The 16,921-nt window shown below is 61.3% G+C and carries 15 protein-coding genes and 1 pseudogene; 7 read left to right on the top strand and 9 right to left on the bottom strand.

The window, feature by feature from the left end; all coding sequences use genetic code 11:
* Positions 1–165: 165 nt before the first annotated feature.
* The 7 genes from VM054_00080 to VM054_00050 all read right to left on the bottom strand — a co-directional run bounded on the left by VM054_00080 (position 166) and on the right by VM054_00050 (position 6,891).
* Positions 166–885: a hypothetical protein gene (locus VM054_00080; protein HUT97453.1), complete on the bottom strand. Its 720-nt coding sequence runs from the start codon at positions 883–885 to the stop codon at positions 166–168.
* A gap of 181 nt (positions 886–1,066) precedes the next feature.
* Positions 1,067–1,567, bottom strand: a complete 501-nt coding sequence (locus VM054_00075) for a hypothetical protein (GenBank protein ID HUT97452.1) — start codon at positions 1,565–1,567, stop codon at positions 1,067–1,069.
* Between the two features lie 96 nt (positions 1,568–1,663).
* Positions 1,664–2,377, bottom strand: coding sequence for a hypothetical protein (locus VM054_00070; GenBank protein ID HUT97451.1), 714 nt, complete (start codon positions 2,375–2,377; stop codon positions 1,664–1,666).
* A 154-nt stretch (positions 2,378–2,531) separates the two neighbouring features.
* On the bottom strand, positions 2,532–3,938 hold the full coding sequence (locus VM054_00065; GenBank protein ID HUT97450.1) for a replication-associated recombination protein A: 1,407 nt from the start codon (positions 3,936–3,938) through the stop codon (positions 2,532–2,534).
* 2 nt (positions 3,939–3,940) lie between these two features.
* Positions 3,941–4,699 carry a hypothetical protein gene (locus tag VM054_00060; protein ID HUT97449.1) on the bottom strand — a complete coding sequence of 253 codons (759 nt, stop codon included), beginning with the start codon at positions 4,697–4,699 and terminating at the stop codon, positions 3,941–3,943.
* A complete protein-coding gene (locus VM054_00055; protein HUT97448.1) occupies positions 4,696–5,958 on the bottom strand; it encodes a glucose-1-phosphate adenylyltransferase family protein in 1,263 nt (420 codons plus the stop codon). Before VM054_00055 ends, VM054_00060 begins: the two co-directional genes overlap by 4 nt.
* Positions 5,959–5,964: 6 nt before the next feature.
* Positions 5,965–6,891, bottom strand: a complete 927-nt coding sequence (locus VM054_00050; protein HUT97447.1) for a hypothetical protein — start codon at positions 6,889–6,891, stop codon at positions 5,965–5,967.
* 311 nt (positions 6,892–7,202) lie between these two features.
* On the opposite strand from VM054_00050, the gene VM054_00045 reads away from it, so the two are divergent.
* The 4 genes and pseudogenes from VM054_00045 to VM054_00030 all read left to right on the top strand — a co-directional run bounded on the left by VM054_00045 (position 7,203) and on the right by VM054_00030 (position 9,615).
* The gene (locus tag VM054_00045; protein HUT97446.1) at positions 7,203–7,805 is read left to right on the top strand and encodes a hypothetical protein; all 603 of its coding nucleotides are present in this window, start codon (positions 7,203–7,205) and stop codon (positions 7,803–7,805) included.
* A 27-nt stretch (positions 7,806–7,832) separates the two neighbouring features.
* A pseudogene (locus VM054_00040) lies at positions 7,833–7,970 on the top strand (integrase).
* 204 nt (positions 7,971–8,174) lie between these two features.
* On the top strand, positions 8,175–9,053 hold the full coding sequence (locus tag VM054_00035; protein ID HUT97445.1) for a DUF3800 domain-containing protein: 879 nt from the start codon (positions 8,175–8,177) through the stop codon (positions 9,051–9,053).
* Between the two features lie 100 nt (positions 9,054–9,153).
* A complete protein-coding gene (locus VM054_00030) occupies positions 9,154–9,615 on the top strand; it encodes a T9SS type A sorting domain-containing protein (GenBank protein HUT97444.1) in 462 nt (153 codons plus the stop codon).
* 182 nt (positions 9,616–9,797) lie between these two features.
* Here the strand turns inward: VM054_00030 and rnr are convergent, their stop codons facing one another.
* Positions 9,798–12,059: a ribonuclease R gene (rnr, locus tag VM054_00025; GenBank protein HUT97443.1), complete on the bottom strand. Its 2,262-nt coding sequence runs from the start codon at positions 12,057–12,059 to the stop codon at positions 9,798–9,800.
* A 118-nt stretch (positions 12,060–12,177) separates the two neighbouring features.
* On the opposite strand from rnr, the gene VM054_00020 reads away from it, so the two are divergent.
* Positions 12,178–13,908, top strand: coding sequence for a restriction endonuclease (locus VM054_00020; GenBank protein ID HUT97442.1), 1,731 nt, complete (start codon positions 12,178–12,180; stop codon positions 13,906–13,908).
* Positions 13,909–13,965: 57 nt separating this feature from the next.
* On the opposite strand, the gene VM054_00015 is transcribed toward VM054_00020, so the two are convergent.
* The gene (locus tag VM054_00015; GenBank protein HUT97441.1) at positions 13,966–15,900 is read right to left on the bottom strand and encodes a hypothetical protein; all 1,935 of its coding nucleotides are present in this window, start codon (positions 15,898–15,900) and stop codon (positions 13,966–13,968) included.
* A gap of 330 nt (positions 15,901–16,230) precedes the next feature.
* On the opposite strand from VM054_00015, the gene VM054_00010 reads away from it, so the two are divergent.
* Positions 16,231–16,413, top strand: a complete 183-nt coding sequence (locus tag VM054_00010) for a hypothetical protein (protein ID HUT97440.1) — start codon at positions 16,231–16,233, stop codon at positions 16,411–16,413.
* 136 nt (positions 16,414–16,549) lie between these two features.
* The coding region (locus VM054_00005) for a hypothetical protein (protein HUT97439.1) at positions 16,550–16,921 on the top strand (372 nt) is incomplete at its 3' end.

Genomic DNA, 16,921 nt, shown 5'->3' with positions numbered 1-16,921 from the left:
TAAGACCATTGAACGACGTAGGGCGGCAACTCCGTGTGCCGCCATTCTCTCCCTCTCCCCGCGGGAGACCTGCGAGGCACGGGCCAAGGGTGAGGGCTGCCTTTGATAAATCGGCGGGGACTAAAGTCCCCGCCCTACATTTCCGATGAGGGGAATGCCCTCCCCTTACATGGGGAATTCCACCACCCAGAACACGTCCACCTCGCCGGGTGAGTCAACCTCGAAGGTCTCCACCAGCTTGTCCAGCTCGGCGCGGAAGGCCTCGTTGTTGTAGGCCCGGTCGTCGCCGTGACCGGTGGCCACGGAGTTGATCCGGTCGAACTTCCCGTCCACGAAACGGATGTAGTACTGGACGTCGCCGCCGAAGTCGTCACCGGCGTATTTATCGGATATCGCCTTGACCTCGTCGGAGTAGTTGGCCTTGAGGTACTCGAGCGCCGCGGCCCCGAGGTCCTCCTCCGGCTCCTCGATCCTGCCCGTGTCGGTCGTCTCGTCACCGGCGAGAACGGTCATGTAACCGGATATGAGCCATTTGCCCCTGTCCTCGGAGAGGGTGAGCTCCAGGTCGTACGACATGTTGTTCTCGGTGTAGCGGGCGTTCTCGAAGGTGACCGTCGTGCCGAAGAGACCCTCCTCGAGCACGTAGCCGCCGGATATGGTCAGGCCCTTCTCGTCTATGAGCGGCCAGAGCACGTCCACGTACTGCGGGTCTATGACGAGCCCTTTCAGGCTTTCCTGATCCTTGTCCTGCACCACTTTGAGGAATGCCTCCACCGTGCCTTCGGGTTTGGATAGATCGACTTTTTCCTCCTCGGCCTCCTCGCCGCAGCCGGCGATGCCGAGCACCAGTGCGGCCAGAAGCGCCGCAATCAGCAATCCGCGCATGATACCTCCTCGTTTACGGCTTGGCCGTCGCACTTACGCCGGAGGCGTTACCCCGTTTTACGGCTGCGCCGTCGCATTTACGCCGGGTGCGTGACTGCGTTTCAGGCGTGTGCCCGATCCGCCGCTCCCGCGTGTATGGAGGAATTCCAAAATGCGTTCGTTCGGGTGTGTCGAAAAGCGGCTACGTCCCGGGCTCCGCGGCCACCTCTCCGGTCCCGTCCGCGGTATCCTCGGCCGGCTCGGTCCCGGTCTCCTCCTCGGTTACGAAGGCGTAGTCCTGGCCGTTGATGATCCAGCCCTTGCTCATGGCGGGATCATCGCTGATGTAGAGCTGCTGCTCGTAGGCTCCGTAACCCTCCCAGTGGGCGCTGTCGAAGATGACGTGCTTGCCGAAGGAGCTGTCCTCGATGTGATACCCCTGCGAGAAGGTCAGGCCGCTCTCGGTGATGCGCTCCCAGATGGCGTCGGCCGAGCTCTTTTCGTAGAAGAGGCTGTCGAAGACCTCCTTGTTTTGGGAATTGGCCGCCTTGATGAAGGCGTCCACCAGGGTCTCCGCCGTCGGATAGACCTTCGGCCCGTCCGCCTCGGTCCCGTCGCCGTTCCCTTCCTCCCCTTCGCCCCCGCAGCCTGAGAAGGCGAGGGCCAGACCGGCCAGGACCAGAAAGATCGTGAAGCGTTGCACATCCCCTCCTTTGGGAATCGGACTCGTCACGGAAATGGGCCGCCCGAAGGCGACCCATCAAGGTTCTAGAGATCGGTCGCGACTTTATGCGAGGCTCTACTCGACAACGGGCTCGGGAGCGGGCTCGACGACGGGCTCGACCGCCGGGGCGACGTAGTCGGCCATCGGGAAGTCCATAGACCACAGAACGTCAACCTCGCCCATCTCGGCGATCTGGAAGGTCAGGATGAGCTTCTCCAAATCGGCCCTGAAGGCCTCGTTCTCCCAGGCCTTGGTGTCCTCGCCGGACTGCGCCCAGGAGTTGATGCCGGTGACGGCGCCGTCCAGGAAGGCGATGTAGGGCTGGATGTTGCCGGTGACCTTGAACTTCTCGCCCAAGGCTTTGACCTGAACGGTGTAGGAAGCCATCAGCTCATTGAGAACGGCTTCCTCGTCCACGGGTACGACCGTCTCGACGGCCTCGTAGCCGGTGCAGAGCCAGCCGCCGTCTTCAGTCGCGGCGACGTTCAGGGTGAAAGTAAATTCCGCCTCAGCCTCCATGTAGACGGCCTTCTCCCACGTCACAACGCCGTCGGTGATGGTGTAGGCGCCCTCGATCGTCAGGCCTTTATCCAGGAGCGCGACGACCTCGTCGGCCATTTTAGCGTCCGTGAACAGAGGCGCGAGCGCCTCGACGGGCTTTTCGGCCGCCAGAGCCGCGACAAAGGCGTCAACGAGCGCCTCGGGTTTCTCGTACTTTACCGCCTCGCCACACCCGGCAAAGACGATAGCCAGGGCGGCGACCAGGGCGAACAGGAAATAGCGACGCATGTATCCTCCTCGGTTTTATCCACTTGTCCGGCAACTTGCCGGACGTCCTTAAAACTAAGCCGGCACGAAGCTCCCTCAGGAACGCGAAGCCCATTCGCCAGCAGTTTTTTTCCGACTCTTCGTTAGAGTAGCTTAGTAAATTCCGGTGGAAAAGTCAAGGGATTTCTGGAGATTCGGTATCCGTTGCGGGCCTATCCTCCGGCCCATCCGACTCACCCTCCCGCCCCCGATCTGCCCCGTTTTTCAGGAAATTCCGCTCCGGCCAGCGTTCCGCCAACAGACGCGAAAGCTCTCCCTCGACACCGATCCGCTTGGGGAAGTAAAACCGCGGGTGCTCCGTTCCCAGATACTCCTGGTGGACGAAGCCGCCGGGGTGGTCGTGGGGGTACAGGTAGCCCTCACCGCGGCCCAGCTTGTCCGCCCCGCGGTAACCCGTGCCGCGCAGGTGGCCGGGGACGGGGATCGCCGGCCGCTCCTTGACGTACTCCCGGGCGAGGGTCAGCGCCGTGCCGCAGGCGTTGGACTTGGGGGCGCAGGCGACGTAGACGGCCGCCTGGATCAGGTTGTAGGCCGCCTCGGGTATGCCGATTAGCTCCAGGGCCTGGGCCGCCGCCACCGCTACGACGAGTGCATGTGGGTCGGCGTTCCCCACGTCCTCCGAGGCGCAGATGACGATGCGGCGGGCGATGAAGCGCGGGTCCTCGCCGCCCTCCAGGGCCAGCACCATCCAGTACACCGCGGCGTCGGGGTCCCCGCCCCGCATGCTCTTGATGAAGGCCGAGATGCGGTCGTAGTGGTAATCGCCGGCGCGGTCGTGGAGGGGGCTCTGCTCGACGGCGACGCGCTCCGCATCCTCTACGACCAGGTTAATGTGACCGTCCCCGTCGGCCGTGGCGGTCACGGCGGCCAGCTCCAGAGCGGCCAGCGCCCGGCGGGCGTCGCCCCCGGCGTAGCCGGCCAGGCGATCCAGAAAGCCGCCGGCGGCGGAAATTTTCATCCCGCCCAGGCCCCGCTCCCCGTCGGCGAGGGCCCGCTCCAGGAGCGCCCGGATGTGCCCCGGCTCCAGGGGGGCGAGCTCCAGGACGACCGAGCGGGAGAGGAGGGCGCCGATGACGCTGGTGTAGGGGTTGTGGACGGTGGCGCCGATGAAGATCACCACCCCGGCCTCCACCGCGGGTAGAAGGGCGTCCTGCTGGGCGCGGTTGAAGCGGTGAATCTCGTCTATGAAGAGGACGACGGGCTTGGAGAGGCGGGCCTGCCGGGCGCGCTTCGCCTCGGCGACCACCCGGCGCACGTCGTCCACCTTGGCCGTGACGGCGTTGAGGCGGGCCACGCGACCGCCGACCTGCGCCGCCGCCGCCAGGGCGATGGTCGTCTTCCCCGACCCCGGCGGGCCGTACAGAATCAGGCTCGGGAGACGGCCCCGCTCCACCGCCGTGCGCAGCGGGGTGCCGGGGCCGATGATTTTATCCTGGCCCACCACCTCGGCCAGTTTAACCGGCCGCATCCGGTAGGCCAGCGGCGCGTCGGGTTCGGGAAGGCTGTCGAAGAGCTCTTCCACGGCTAGGGGGCGCCGAGCCTGTTGAAGAGGAGGCCGGTCAGGCGGCGGACCCCCTCGGGGGTCAGGCGCAGCTCGATGCCGTAGGTCTCGTCTCCGGTCCGCCGCTCCTCCCGGGAAACGAAGAGGTAGCCGCGGACCAGCGCGACCACCTGCCTGTAGGAGGCGACGTCCAGGAGGGCCTTCGGGTAGAGCGCCTCCTCGAGCCGATCGAGAAAATCGTCCTCCGCCGCGTCGTAGGCCCGCAGACGGGTGCGGCGGCGACCCTCGTCGTCGGCGACTCCCCCCACCGGGGCGACGCCCCAGCCGGAGATTTTCTCCAATTTTCCGGCTATCACACCGGCCCCGAGAGTGAGAGCCTCACCGTGGATGGAGGTGAACGCCGAGCCCGCGCTCGTTCCGACCCGGGCGAGGAACTGGCGCACGGCCTCGAGGAGGCTGGACTGCACCGCAGCGATGTGGACGGTGCCCAGGCGCTCGTCGTAGCCGCCCCGGCCGAGGAGCCTCGCCGAGACCGCCAGGCCGGCGGGGCCTGAGTTTACGGCGATTAACAGGGTGGGGACATCTCCGACGAGGAGGGGCAGCAGCTCGGGGTAGGGCGCGTCCCAGGGGACGCCCGCGGGGAGTAGCTCGGCCTCGGGCCAGGCCTCGGTCAGCGCGGAAAGCTCTTCCCCGTCGGCCCCGGTGAATAGAAGCCGCACGTCGGCGGAACCGGCCGCCGCGGTAAGGGAGATGATAACACCGGTAACGGCAAGGATTCTCACGGAAACTCCCCCACCGCCGCGCCCGCGGGGACGTTTTTTCCTAAAAATTCCCCCGGCGTGTCGGGCGCCAGGCAGACGTGCCGCCCCACGGTTATCCCGGCGGGCAGCGCGACGCTCTTGCCGACGACCGTGACGCCGCCGGAGAAGAGCCCGCCGAAACGCTCGTTCCCGTCGTACACCTCGCCGACGCCGACCTTGGCCTTCTCACCGACATCGCAGAAACGGTCCATGACCACCCGGTCCACCACCGCCCCGCGGTGCACCGCCGTGTCGCCGAAGAGGATGGAGTCCCGCACCAGGGCCCCCTCCTCCACGTAGACCCCGCGGCTCAGGATCGAGTTGATGACCTTGCCGTTGACGATGGAGCCGTTGGCCACCAGGCTGCGGACGGCGTGGCTCCCGGGGCCGAACTTGGCCGGCGGCATCTCGTCGGTGGGAGTCATGATGGGCCAGGAGGGGTCCACCATTTCCAGGCGCGGGGTATCCCGCAGGAGCTCCATGTTGGCCTGGTAATAGGGCGTCAGCTCGCCCACGTCCTCCCAGTAACCGTTGAAGGGGAACTGGTGAACCACCTTTTCGGACACGGCGGGTACGACCACGTCCTGTACCAGGTCGTACTGGCCCTTTCTCAGCGGTTCCAGCTTGTGGGTAAGGTAGGCCGCGTCGAAGAGGTAGATGGCCATGCTGGCCAGGGTTCCCGCGGGCCGGTCCGGCTTCTCCAGAAAGGCGGTTATCCGGTCGTCGTCGGCGACCTCCACGATGCCGAAACGGCGGAGGTCCTTGAAATCCGCCGGGGCGGTGGCGACGGTGACGGCGGCCCGGCGGCGGTGGTGCTGGCGGATGAGCCCCCGGAAGTCCATCTTGAACACCAGGTCCCCGGGCAGGACCAGCACGAAGTCGTACCCCTCGAACTCGCGGCGGTTCTGCCGCAGCGCGTCGGCGGTGCCCCGGTACCAGGACGACCCCGCCTCGGTCTGAATCGGTTGCAGGAGCGAGACCCCGGTCCGCTTGCGGTCCAGGTCCCACGCCTGGCCCGTACCCAGGTGGTCCATCAGGCTGATGGGGTTGTACTGGGCCAGGATGCCGATGTCGAAGAGCCCGGAGTTGACGCAGTTGGAGAGGGGGAAGTCAACGAGGCGGTACCGCCCGCCGAAGGGCATGGACGAGACCGCCCGGTGCGAGGCCAGAACGGACAGACCCTCGCCTTTGCCCCCGGCGAGGATCATCACCTTCACCCGTTCGTCGCCCAGAAAGCCCACGTGACCTCAATAGTAGTGGAGTATGACGCCGCCCTGACCGACGATCCACCCCTCGCTGAGGGAGAGCATCTCGACCGCCGTCAGGTCCTCGTCGGTCGGGGAATCGAGGAGACTCAGGCTGCCGCCGTCGTCGAGGACGACCGTCCCCCGGGCTCCCACGGCCAGGAAGTGCTCCGACGAAGCGGCGCCGACGTCCTTCAGTAAATCCGTCGTCGGGCTGTCCAGGGACGTCCAGTCGTCGGTGTCGCCGAGGAGGATGACCCCCCCATCGCCCACGACGAGGTAGCCGTCGTCCGTATCGGCGATTCCGTTCAGCGGACCGCCGACGCCCAGGTCGTAAACCTCCGCCCCGCCGTCGTCCCCGAACACGACGGAGCCGTCGGTGGTCACGGCGACGAACCCGCCCGGGGTCGCGGCCACGTCGGTGAAGTTGTGGCCCTCTACGACCGTCTGGGTCCAACCTCCGTCCGCGTAGTGGAGGACCGCGCCGTTCACGCCCACCACCCAGAAGTCCTCCGCCGTCCCGTCCACGGCGGTCAGGTCCTCGTAGGTCAGGTTGAAGTAGCGCGTCCACTCTACGCCGTCGCAGCGAACCATCAACCCCTCCGGTCCCACGGCGATGCAGCCTCCGTCGCCGTCGCCCAGCACCGCCGACAGGTCGCCCTCCGGCCCCTCGACGATGGACCAGTCGGTCCCGTCGTAGAAGAGGACGGTGGCCTGAAGCTCGTCCTCGCCGGCCGGGCCGACCGCCCAGCCCTCGCCGTTGCCCAGCCACACGTCGAGGAGGTTTTCCTTGAAAGGCTTATCGGGATTGCCGTTGAGGAAAAGCTCGTAGAGGACGAGCTTCGGCGGCTTGCCGAATCCGCTCGGCTCGCAGCCGGCGAGTAAAAGAGCCGCGATGACGGCGGCCAGAAGCGGGGCGTAGTGTTTCAAGACCGGACCCTCCGAGGTCGGGGTTTTCGACTCTCGGGACGATTATATACCCGGCGCCCGGCCCCCGGCAACCGACCAGCCCGGAGGCCGGTGTTCCTCTCCACCTAATCGCAAATCAATCTCAACAAAGGTCGCCGCGCCCATCCCGAACAATCCGCCGAAACCCGCTTCCTTCCGCCCTCCCCGCCCCGCCTTGACTACGTCGGCGCCACCGAGTAAAATAGCGTATGAGGCGCTATACCTTTTTTTGCCCCCCTCCAACCGCAAAAACTTACCTCCAGCCCAGGGGGATGGCACCAGTGAGTCATCCGATGCTCTTCGCGGAGAAGGAATTGGAAGGCGTGCGCACGGGCCGGATAACCGTCGCCTTCCGCCAGTGGAACGAGCCCAAGGTTGATCCCGGACAGGTGTACGAGGATCCCGAGCTGGGGCTCATCAAGGTTCTGGACGTCTCGTCGGTCCGACTGCGGCGGGTGAGCGCCTCCGACGCCCGAGCCGCCGGCGCCGACACACTCTTCGATTTCTTCGAGCGCTTCCGCAACCACAATCCCGACTGCAACCTCGACGATGCCCAGGTTTTCCGCGTCCGCTTCCAGTACGTCGGCGGGGCGCAAAAAGCTCCCAAGCCGCCCACAATGGGCCTCGTAATGGCCGTCTCCAAGCGCCTGGAGGATATCGACCGCCGCGCCCGCACCGGCGGCTGGACCATGGGATACCTCGAAGTCCTCGGCAGCCGCGTCGGCATCAGCTCCAACGAGCTCATCCACGAGCTCGACGAGACCCCCAACCGGCTGAAGAAGAGGCTGGCCAAGCTGCGCCAGCAGAACCTCGTCACCCGGTCCACCGAGGGCTACGCGCTGACCACCCTGGGCGGGCTGGTGCTGCGGTTTTTGTCGTCGTTGGAACGGGCGTGAGCGGCCGATTCTATCAGCAGACTAATGATCCAGGATCACCCAGGACACAATGACGCAAACAAGACAACGATCTACACACATGTATTGAATCTTGGAGGCAATGGAGTGCGAAGCTTGGGCGATGCGCTGTATATCGGATCATACAGACATCTTAATAAACCCTGAAGACAAAGCAAGGCTGATAAATCTAACGCATTGATATTATGATAATTGTGAGATATTTTCGTTTTTCCTTGATTTTCTTTCATCTAGGCTCTATAATATTAACTGTGTCTGGCAAGAGTCGCTAAGCGTCTCTTAAAAGGGCTTAAAGCCCTGAAGCCAGTCGCTTTTTTTAGGTGGTTGTATGTATCTTTGCTACATTGACGAATCAGGCACACCTCAAACTCCAGGGAATACTTCCATTTTATTCTCGCCGGATTATCAATTCCTATCTGGTATTGGCGGGATTGTGAACGTGAAATAGGAATAATAAAGAAAAAATATTATGTAGAACAAGAGATTCATGTTGCGTGGATTCTCCGTCCATACTTTGAGCAAACTCATATACCAGATTTTGAACAGCTTACTTATGATGAACGCAGAAGAGCTGTTGAATCTAAACGAACAACAGAATTACTGAGACTTCAACGGGCAAATAATCCAAAACTATACAGGCAGACGAAAAAGAATAACAAAAAAACCGAACCATATATTCATTTATCATATACTGAACGCCGGAATCTCATAACTGAGTTAGCTGAATGTATTTCCAAATGGGAATTTGCCCGCCTATTTGCTGAATGTATAGATAAAGTCCATTTCGACCCTTCCAAATCCGCCTATTCTATTGATGAACAGGCATTCGATCAGATCGTTTCACGTTTTGAACAGTATTTATCCATAATTTCCAAGAGTTTTGGAGTTGCCAGTTATGGTTTATTAATCCATGATAATAATGAGACTGTTGCTAAAAAGCATACAGAGCTTATGAAGAAATTCTACAAAACAGGCACAAGGTGGACAGCCTTAAGTCATATTATTGAAACTCCGTTATTTGTTGATAGCCAACTTACAAGCATGGTGCAGGTAGCCGATCTATGCGGATATGCTCTCCGTCGTTATCTTGAAAATGGGGAATCCTTTTTATTTAATTTCATCTTTTCTAGAGCTGACCGAAAAGACGGTGTAGTAGTAGGTGTCAGGCATTTCACTACACTTAGTTGCACATGTGCCATTTGTTTGGGCCACAGACCCCGATCTCTGTGACCAGTAGTACACCCTTGACGGCTTCGCCGCCGATGAGCCTGGTTTAAAGGCCAACACCGATGTCAATGGCATCCTCCTCTCCTGGCGTGAGGAAGGCGACTTGGTCGGCTCAAATTGGCGCCTGGAGCGTGACGGGGAGCGCCTGGTCAACCTCTCCGGCGACGCTCTCTACCGCTACCTCGACCGCGATGCCGAGCCGAACGTAACCCACCTCTACACCCTCGAAGCCGTGCTCCCCGGCGGCTCCGTCCGTCGCTTCGGCCCCGTGGAAGCCGCCTGGCCGGGACCAGACGCCGCCAAGCTAACCTTCTGCGCTCCCTACCCATGCCCGGCGACGGACCAGGTGACCTTGAGCTACTTCCTCCCGGAGGGTACGAAAAACGTAGAGCTCTCGCTCTACGACCTCTCGGGCCGGCTCGTGGAATCCTCCGTGACCGTCCCCACCGCCCCCGGCCGCCACGAATTCGCCTACGACACCTCGACGCTTCCACCCGGCGTGTACCTCGTGCGCCTCGCCACCGACGCCGGCGCCATCACCCGCCGGGTGGTTATCACAAGGTGACATCTTACGTGAACTCGTAGGGGCGGACCTTTAGGTCCGCCCGTTTTTTCTAAGGAAGCCCTCACCCCTACCCTCTCCCACGGGGAGAGGGAGACCGCGGGCCGCCGCTTTCACGTTTCCAACCTCGACCCTCACCCTAACCCGTCGGCACGCCGCCCCCCAGAGGGGGGAGGGGATTCGGTTTACTTCTTATACTTTTTCCTCCGGCTCGCGCGGCTGCGCTGCTTGGGCGGCAGGTACTTGAGCCAGTGGGGCTCGCCTTCCGCGGGGGGCCGCCTCCGACCGCGGTCCGCCTTCTTCTCGGGTATTTTACCCGCCGGGTCCAGGTCCAGCCGCAGCGCCGCCAGGTCCACCTTCACCACCTGCACCTGGAGCTTGTCCCCCAGACGGTATGTGTTGCCGGTGTTCCGTCCCACGAGCTGGTCCGGCGACTCCTGGAAGCTGTAGTAGTCGTCGCCCAGCTTCGCCACGTGGACCAGCCCCTCGATCAACAGGTCGTTCAGCTCGACGAAGACGCCCTTGGCAATCACCCCGGTGATGGTCCCGGCGAAAACCTCGCCTAAATGCCCGGTGAGGTACTCCAGCTTCTTGAACTCGTCCGCCTCGCGCTCGGCCTCCTCGGCCAGCTCCTCCGTGGCCGAGGTGTGCTTGGCGATTCCCGAGAGCTCGGTCCGGTCGTAGGGCGACCCGTCGCCGGCGTGGAGCGCCTTGAGCAGCCGGTGCACCACCAGGTCCGGGTAGCGCCGGATGGGGCTGGTGAAGTGCGTGTAGCAGCCCGAGGCCAGCCCGAAGTGCCCGACGTTCTTCGGCGAGTACACCGCCCGCTGGAGGCTCCGCAGCAGCATGAACTTGATGAGCCGCTCGAGCGGCTTGCCCTCGGCGGCCTTGATGAGCCTTTGCATCGCCCGGGGATCGGCGAGCTCGTCGCCGGAGAAGTCCATCTGCAGGAACTTGAGCGACTTGGAGAGGTGCTGGAGCGAGCGGGGGTCCGGCTTGTCGTGGATGCGGTAGAGTGCCGGCCCCTTGGCGTCGGTCAGCAGCTTGGCCACCGCCTCGTTGGCCAACAGCATGAACTCCTCGATGAGCTGATGGGTGCGCAGGCGCTCCTTGACCCGAATCTCCAGCGGCTTGCCGGAGGCCTCGTCCAGTATTATCTTCGCCTCGGGCTGGTCCAGGTCTATGGCCCCGCGGTCCAGGCGCCTTTTGTACAGAACCTTCGCCAGGGCGTCCATCCGCCGCAATCGGTCGGCCAGCTCGTCCAGCTCCGCCTGACTCCTGCCGTGGCCGAGCTCCTGCACGTCGGGGCTCTTTTTGCCGTCAATCAAATCCTGGGCCAGCTCGTACCACAGCCGGTACCGGGAGTTTATCGCGGAGGGGGTCGCCTCCACCGCCGTGACCTCCCCCCTGGCGTCGAGGTCGGCGATGACGCTCACCGTGCGCTTGAGCTCGCCGGGCCGCAGGGAGCAGACGAAATTGGAGAGCCTCTCGGGGAGCATGGGCAGCACCCGGTCGGGGAGGTACACGCTGTTGCCGCGCAGGAAGGCCTCCTCGTCCAGCTCCGTGCCGGGGACCACGTAATTCGACACGTCGGCGATGTGGACCCCCAGCCGCCAGCCGCCGTCTTTCTCCTCCAGGCTTATCGCGTCGTCGAAGTCCTTGGCGTCCACCGGGTCTATGGTGATGATGTACTCGTCGGAGAGGTTTTTCCGCCAGGTCCATTCCTCGTCGGCGATGGCCGGGTCGCACTTCTCGGCCTCGGCCTCGACCTCGGGGGGGAACTCGTCGGGGAGCTCGAACTTGCGGACGATGGCCAGGATGTCCACGCCGGGATCGTCGGGATCGCCCAGGACCTCGATTACCTTGCCCACGGGGATCTCGCGGGGGGCCTCCCAGTCCAGCACCTGGGCCACCACGACCTCGCCGTGCTGCGCGCCGAACCAGTCCTTGTGCGCGACGATGACCGCCACGTGGATGCGCCTATCGAGCGGGGCCACGAAGGCCACGTCGCCCCGGATGCGGAAGGTGCCCACGATGGTCTCCCGGGCCCGGGCCAGGACGCGGATGATTTTCGCCTCGATGCCCTGGCCGCGGGTGTCGCCCAGGACGCGCCCAACCACGCGGTCGCCGTGGATGGCCGTGCCGAAGTTGCCCCGCCCCACGAAGGCGTCCGTCTGGCCCTCCTCGTCGGGGATGATGAAGCCGAAGCCGCGCTCGTTGCCCTTCAGGCGGCCGACGACGAGGCCCATCATGCGCGGCAGGCCGTAGCGCCCGGCTTTATTGGCGAAGAGGCGGCCCTCCTGTTCCAGCTCCTCGAGGGCGTCGAGGACGGCCTCGTTGTTGGCGTGGAGGGCCTCGGATATAGTATCCGGCGAGAGGGGCTTCGCGGCCTTCTCGTCGAAGTAGGCGCAAATTTTCCGCGCCAGGAGGTTCGGTTGCTCGGTCATCTCAGCTCCTCTTTTTCGAGGGCGCTAGAACCTGAGTGTATCCAACTAGCTTGACAAGTTTTTGTTGACTATCCTACTATGACCTTGAAATGGAAGGCTACATGAAAGGATGTAGAAGATGACTCGTAGTAGCGGATTACTTAGATCACTCGCAAAACTTGCTACAACAAGTAGCAGACGTTCTTATTCAACCAGCGGAAGGATTAAGTACTCCGTCGAAGTTAAACATGATGGATTACATGAGTACAAGTTCATGACAGGTTACGATAAACATGCTCTAGAAGAAAAGGCAAACGCGTTAATGGACAAGTGGAATGCCAAATGGGAAGAAATCCAGAGAAAACAAGAAGCTAAAATGCGTCTTGAACAAAAGATTGAAATTGTCAGGCAAAAAACGGAATCTGCTAAAGAAGAAATTAACAAGGCAACAACACTACTGCTTACTAGTTTACAAACTTCTCATTCCATAGATTGGGATTCATTAAAAGATTTTACACCCTTTCCGACAACAAAACCAAGCGAGCCTAAACTTAAAGTTCTGCCGGTACAACCTGATATCAAAGACCCCATATACAAAGCTAAACTGGGAATTATAGGGCGTATCTTCTCCGGAATTAAAAAGAAACGTCTTGACCAATCAAAGCAAAAATACGATGTTGCACTTAATACCTGGCAACAAGAAAGTCAAAAAGTTTCAGAAACTAACAAACAAGCAACAGAACGATATAAAAAGAAAACGGAAGATTGGGAAAACGAAAAGAGAAAATATGAAGAAGAACAACAACTACAACATAATGAGATAGATCAACTAAGAAAAAGTTACGAAAATAATGAACGTGAAGCGATAGAACAATACTTTAGTATTATTATATCTAAGTCAAATTATCCCAATTGGATTTCAATTGATCACGAGCTTCTATACAATGCTGAAAATCGTCAGTTAATTGTGGATATGCAATTACCCTCCCCTTCTGATATACCGAGTTTAAAAGAGGTTAAATATATAAAGACCAAAGACGAAATTCAAGAAGTATTATTAAAGGAACAGGATATTAACAAATTATATGATAGTGTCGTCTATCAAATGCTGTTGCGAACGATACATGAACTATTTGACGCTGACACAACCGACGTTTTAGATGCTGTGGCATTGAATGGTATAGTAAATTACATAGATAAATCAACAGGTAAAGAAGAAACAAGTTGTATCGTTTCACTACTGACAACTAAAAAGGATTTCTTGGATATAAATTTATCTGCTGTTGATGTAAAAAGCTGCTTTAAAAAGCTCAAAGGGATTGGTAGTGCTCAACTCTACGGCATGACACCTGTAAATCCAATCCTCCAAATGGACAAACAGGATTCTCGGTTTGTCGCATCATACGCTGTTGCAGAAAAGCTATCTGAAGGGATGAATATTGCGTGTATTAGTTGGGAGGATTTCGAACACCTTGTTCGTGAGCTATTCGAAAAAGAATTTACAGAGTCCGGCGGCGAAGTAAAAATTACACAAGCAAGTCGAGATGGTGGTGTTGATGCTGTAGCCTTTGATCCAGATCCCCTTCGGGGGGGGAAGATCGTGATTCAGGCGAAGCGATACACAAATACAGTGCCTGTATCGGCAGTTCGAGATTTATATGGAACATTGATCAACGAAGGTGCCTCCAGGGGTATTCTTATCTCCACCTCGGATTACGGTACTGATTCTTATCAGTTTGCCAAGGATAAACCTCTAACCCTTCTTAGCGGAAATCACCTGCTTCACCTCCTAAACAAGCATGGCTATAAAGCTAGGATAGATTTAAAAGAAGCAAAGGAAATTAATAAAGCCAACGAAAATCAACGATAAAGCGAGGCTACTCCGACGTAGAGCGGACCGTGGGATAAACCTCCCTGCGGGCCGATTTTATTCTTCCTTTTTCGCCCACGGGAGTTGGTAGCGGCAGGCGAAGGCCACATCGGCGGGCCGGGGACCGCCCCACCACGCGCTGGCCGCGATTACGTGCTCATCGGTATACTCGTAGGCGTAGAGCTTCGGCGTGACCGTCACCGTCTCGCCGGGGGCCAGCTCCGCGATGTAAACCGCCCCGTCCTTGGCGATGCTCGCGTTGCGCGTGGGCTCTGTGCGGACGCGGATATTTTTCAGGGTTTTCGAGCCCAGGTTCGTCACCTCGACCGGCACGTCGAAGAGGAAGGCGCCCACCCCCGCGGGGCGCCCGACCTTTATCTCGACGGGGATGTCGCCGGTGAGGGCGCGCAGGCGGCTCATGGCCGACGCCCCGGCCACGATGTAGTCGTCTATGGTCCAGCCGCCGGTACGGTAGGCCATCCGCTCGAGGTCGTGGAGGAAGAGGCCCTCGACGAGCCCGTCGGCGCGCAGGGGGCCGAACTTATCCAAATAGTTCGGATCCTCGGCGAGGAGGTCGTCCCAGGGCCCGGCGGAACCGGCCAGGCCGTCGGTGGCCTGCTCCGCCCGGTTCCCCATTTCGAGGGGGAAGGGCGCGGCGGGGTTGTACGGGTTGACCAGTTGGACCGGGTCGGCGATGACCCCGGCCACGAGGTTCGTCCGCCCGTCGCGGTACTCCTTGGGCCACTCGCGCATCAGGCCGTCGAACTCGTTGCGCGTGGCGTCGTAGAGCATGAGGGCGACGAAATCCGCCCCGGCGTCGGTCATCATCAGCGGGTCCTGCCCGTGCTGGTGGCACCAGCCGAGGACGAAGCACCACAGGGGCTTGGTGATGCCGGCGCGCCCTTTGATTTCGGCCAGCGTCCGCGCCGCCTTACTCGCACGCCACCACTGCCACAGCCGCTTCATGCTTTCATTGGAGCGCGTCGCCCCCACCAGCCACGCCATCTGCACCTCGATGGGCTCACTCGTGAAGCCGTCGTAGGGCTCCAGGCCCAGCTCGGTCACCATGTCGGTCACCAGCTCGAAGCCGCCGGGGCCCGAGCGGATGTAGTCCAGGCCGACGTAGTCCACCTGGGGCTCGGCCTGCAGGTTTTTCGCCAGCTCGACGATCTGCCGCTTGCGCAATTCGCAGTCGAGGCTGGCGTTGAGCGTCGTCCAGAAACCGGGCTTGGCGGTGGGGTCCTCGGGGATTACGTAGTTGCGCGAGAACTCGTAGGGGATGTCGGGACGCACCTCGCCGTAGGGGAAGAAGCAGGCGATCCAGGCGCCGAATGCCATCCCGGCCCGGTGGCACTCCCGCGCCAGCACCGGCACCAGGTCCAGGTCGCGCTGGAGCCAGGGGTGCTCGGCTGTGGGGTGGTGCGCGGCCTTGGTCATCCCGGCGCAGAACCAGACCGAGTCGGCCCCGGCGTACTCGGGCCAGGCGACCACGTTCTTCCAGCCGGGGACGCGCATCCGCGGCCCGCCCAGACGCGCGGCGTAGTAATCGGCGTCGGTCTCCAGGGTGACGGCGAAGTGCGGCAGGGGGACCCTGCCGTTGGGGGATTTTCCCCGGATGCGGAATCCGGCCGTGGTCGAGCCCAGCTCCTCGCCGGCCGAGTCCAGGGCGCGCACGGTCATCGCGTAGTCGCCCAGGTCCGGGTCCCAGGGCATGGCCCAGCGCCCCACCCAGCGGCCGTCCTCCAGGCGGAACTCGACCTCTTTTCGCCCCGAGACGCCGGTGACCGTCTCGCCGTTGCGCTCGGGGACGCCGACCACACGCTCGGTCCCGGGGGGTGAGCCCTCGGCGGTGACGACCACCACCTCGTAACGCCAGTAAGCGGGCTGCGTGGCGGCGGCGGTGAACACGACCGGCTCCGCCGTCACGGCGGCCAGGCCGAGGAAGACGAGGGCGGCGGTGAGCGCAATCGCGGCGGATAACTTCGTCTTCAAAGGCGGGGCCCCCTTTCTGCGCGCCACGATGCTAGCACGGCGCCCGGGGCCAGTCAACGCGGACGGTGGGGCGGCCCGGTGACCGGGAGGTCGAAAAAACGTCCTGGCCCGACTTTTGCTTGTCTTGTTTTCCGCGCGAAATGGGGCTATATATAGGGTGATGCGTGTGCGCAGCATGGAGGCAAGCCCTTGAGACACGCCGCCTCGAGGTTCCTAATACCGCCTTAGTTCCCGCAGCCCACGGTAAATCGCTCACAAGACCATCCCCTCACCCGACCCGCCGATCCGCCCACGGCGTCCCCGCAACGAGAGGGTAACGAAGGAGAGTGTATGTCCGGCTCAAAGAAGGAGAAGAAGCGCGACGATCTCCACGACAAGCACATACGCCGCAGCGTGGACCACCAGATCAACGAGCAGGCGAAAGCGCACGGCAGGGACATGAGAACCGCCAGACACGGCAGATCCATCGGCGGTTACCGACAGACCGAAGGGAGAGGTTTCAAGAAGAGATAACCGACCCACAACTGTTGAGCGATGTCGGGCGGCCCGCGCGGCCGCCCTTTGTGCCGCCGGAAAAAAGTGCTATAATGGTGGTGTAATTGGGGTATCCGCCCCGGTCGGGACGAAAACCCCTCATGAAGGAGGAAAGGTGAAGAAAACGCTTCTTTTGCTCTTGGTCGTTGTCTGCGCCTTCGCCGCCAACAGCGTAATGACCGGCGGCATCCCGTTCAACACTCATCCTCAGCCCCCGGCTGATCCTGAGTTCTACTGGGATGACGGGATCATGTCCAGCGGTTGGATCTGGTTCACCGGCGGCAACTACTGGGGCGTGCAGTTCGACGAGGTCAAGACCGGCGGATTTCCTGGCCTGGTAAACGCTTACGGCGCCGTGACCTATCCTGGTTGGCCGGACACCCCCTTCCAGGGCGCCACCATGCACACCTTCTCGGACCTGGGCGGCTACCCGGGCACCGACCTGGGGTATGAGACCCTGATGTTCACCGCGGGCGGCGTTTTCCAG

The sequence above is a fragment of the bacterium genome (assembly GCA_035528375.1).
Taxonomy (GTDB): Bacteria; RBG-13-66-14; RBG-13-66-14; order RBG-13-66-14; family RBG-13-66-14; genus RBG-13-66-14.
Note: the sequence above shows the minus strand (reverse complement) of the source record. Positions and strands in the feature narration are given on the sequence as shown.